Annotated in this window: 2 protein-coding genes; one reads left to right on the plus strand and one right to left on the minus strand. The window is 45.0% G+C overall.

Going from position 1 to position 2955, the window contains the following annotated elements:
• Positions 1-23 precede the first annotated feature (23 nt).
• Complete coding sequence (locus RAC86_RS37385; protein ID WP_377886826.1) at positions 24-1376, plus strand: polysaccharide pyruvyl transferase family protein; 1353 nt, start codon at positions 24-26, stop codon at positions 1374-1376.
• Positions 1377-1487: 111 nt separating this feature from the next.
• Here the strand turns inward: RAC86_RS37385 and ahpF are convergent.
• Positions 1488-2955, minus strand: a 1468-nt coding sequence (gene ahpF, locus RAC86_RS37390; RefSeq protein WP_377886825.1) for an alkyl hydroperoxide reductase subunit F, incomplete at its 5' end; no start/stop codon positions are given.

Consider the following 2955-nt stretch of genomic DNA (forward strand, 5'->3'; position numbering starts at 1 on the left):
GGCGAGGAAGGGGCAACATCACATTGAAAAACATTTTAATAAGAGCTGGCATATCACCATTTGATACATTTAATGCAGCTGAAATGATTGTTCGCAACTCCATTGGCGGCAACGTAGGAAACCTAGTATATGCCTACAGTGTGTTTCGCACGCTGATGACAGAAGGAACGACGATTACTCCTGATTATTATCGGATTAATCCAGCGGATGCTGAACAAATTAATACAAATTATGATATGTATATTATTCCGCTGGCAGATGCATTCCGCGAGGATTTCGTGCCTTCTTTACGGAAATATACCCAATTAATTAAGAAACTAACCATTCCGGTTGTTGTGATTGGTGTTGGTTTGCGGGCTCCGTTTGAACCAAAATTAAATGAAGGTTTTCCTTTTGATGAGGATGTAAAAGCGTTTGTAAGTGCTGTGCTGGAGAGATCAAATATGATCGGTGTCCGCGGTGAAATTACAGCGAAATACCTTTCCAGATTAGGCTTCCGTGAAGGCATTGACCATACGGTGATTGGGTGTCCTTCTATGTATGCGTTTGGCAGAGAACTGAAGATAAGAGAAACTAATATCACAACAGAATCTATGGTGACGGTTAACTCATCAAGACTGTCTCCAAAGCATGTGCTGGACTTCATTACGAGAAGCATGAAAGAGTTCCCGAATCATTACTTTATCCCGCAATGGCGAAAAGAAATGATTCTGACGTATGCGGGTGCGCCTGCGCTAGCGAAGCCTGCTGATAATTATCCGGTCAGCATGGAAGACCCGGCTTATCAGAATGATAGAGTTCGATTCTTTTTAAATGTGCCGACTTGGCTTGATTTCCTGAGACAAGCTGATTTAACCTTTGGCGCAAGGCTGCATGGAAATATCGCAGCGACGATTGCCGGTACACCGAGCCTGTTGCTTCCGAAAGATGCCAGAATGCGTGAATTAGCTGAGTACCATCAATTAACGCATGTCATGGCAAATGAGATAACCGATCAGACAAAACTGTCAGAATTAATTGAAACACTTGATTTTCATCAGCCTGAGAAACGGCAAGCGCAAAACTTTGACCATTTCATCAGCTTCTTGAATCAAAATGAATTAGACCATATTTATAAAGAGAAAGCGATTCCTGATACCGTTCCTTTTGACGAAAAACTATCTAACACGAAGCTTCTTCCGCCTGTGACTACAGTTAGCGGCTGCAGTTCCACAGAAACAGCGAAACGCTGGGAAGCGCTGATGGCATTAGAAAATGCCAAAAAGGAAAAAACCATTAAAGATCTGAAAAAAAAGGTCAAAAAGTATCAGGGCACGTTAAATAGAAAATCAGTGCGTATCGCTTTAAAAACAGCAAATATGCTGAGTGTGAAGTGACCATTCACTAACATTACAACTATATTACAGGTGTATAAAACTTGCAATATTTTTGGAATAAAAAAGAAAGCCGCAATGCTGCCAATCTGGCAATATTGCGGCTTTCTTATATTAGTTTCGGATAAGGTAATCAAACGCGCCGAGAGCGGCAGTTGCACCTGATCCCATCGAAATAATAATTTGGTTGTACGCACTGTCTGTGCAGTCGCCGGCAGCAAATAAGCCTGGTACGCTTGTTGCGCCGTGTTTGTCGACAATAATTTCGCCCATGCGGTTGCGTTCAACTGTTCCTTCTAACCATTCTGTGTTTGGCACGAGACCGATTTGGACGAATACACCTTGAAGTTCAACGTGTTTTTCTTCGCCTGTTTCGCGGTCTACGTATGTGATGCCGTTAACACTCTGATCACCTGTGATTTCTTTTGTTTGTGCGTTTTTCACGACAGTAACGTTAGGCAGGCTGTAGAGACGTTTTTGCAGGACTTCGTCTGCTTTCAGTTCCGGCGCAAATTCTAGCACGGTAACGTGATTGACAATACCTGCAAGGTCAATTGCTGCTTCGATACCAGAGTTTCCTCCGCCGATAACCGCTACGTCTTTGCCTTCAAACAATGGCCCATCACAGTGCGGGCAGTATGCGACACCTTTGTTTTTGAACTCTTGTTCACCTGGTACGTTGACATTGCGCCAGCGTGCACCTGTTGAAAGGATCACTGTTTTACTTTTCAGAACAGCGCCGTTTTCGAGTTCAAGTTCGAACAGATCTTTCTTCTCAAGGCGTTTCGCACGCTGAAGGTTCATGACATCAATATCATATTCCTTCACATGCTCTTCAAGACTTGCCGCAAGCTTCGGTCCTTCCGTCGCTTTGACGCTGATGAAGTTTTCGATGCTCATGGTGTCGAGAACCTGTCCGCCGAAGCGTTCAGCGACAACCCCAGTGCGGATGCCTTTACGTGCAGTGTAGATCGCTGCACTTGCACCAGCAGGTCCGCCTCCGACAACAAGAACGTCAAACGGCTCTTTGTCAGCAAACTCAGATGCATCTGCGCCGCTGCCCATTTTCGCAAGGATTTCTTCAAGCGTCATACGGCCGCTTCCGAAGGATTCGCCATTCAGGTAAACGGTCGGCACTGCCATGATGTTTTTGCTTTCAACTTCTGCTTTGTATGCTGCACCGTCAATCATCGTGTGCGTAATGTTCGGGTTCAGCACGCTCATCATGTTTAAAGCTTGTACAACATCAGGACAGTTGTGGCATGTCAGGCTGATATAAGATTCGAAGTGGTATTCACCGCTGATCTTCTTCACCTGATCAATGACTTTTTGGTCCACCTTAGGCGGTCTGCCGCTCACTTGGAGCAGCGCCAACACTAATGATGTGAATTCGTGGCCCAGAGGGATACCGGCGAAAGTCACGCCAGTGTCTTCTCCGACACGATTGACACTGAAGCTTGGCGTTCTGTTTAATTCAGCTTTTTCAACTGAAATTTTCGATGACATGGAAGCCAGCTCATCAACGAGAGCCAGCATGTCCTTAGAAGTGTCATCTTCGCCTGCGCTAACTTTGAGAACAATG

The organism is Bacillus sp. LR_5 (assembly GCF_042709275.1).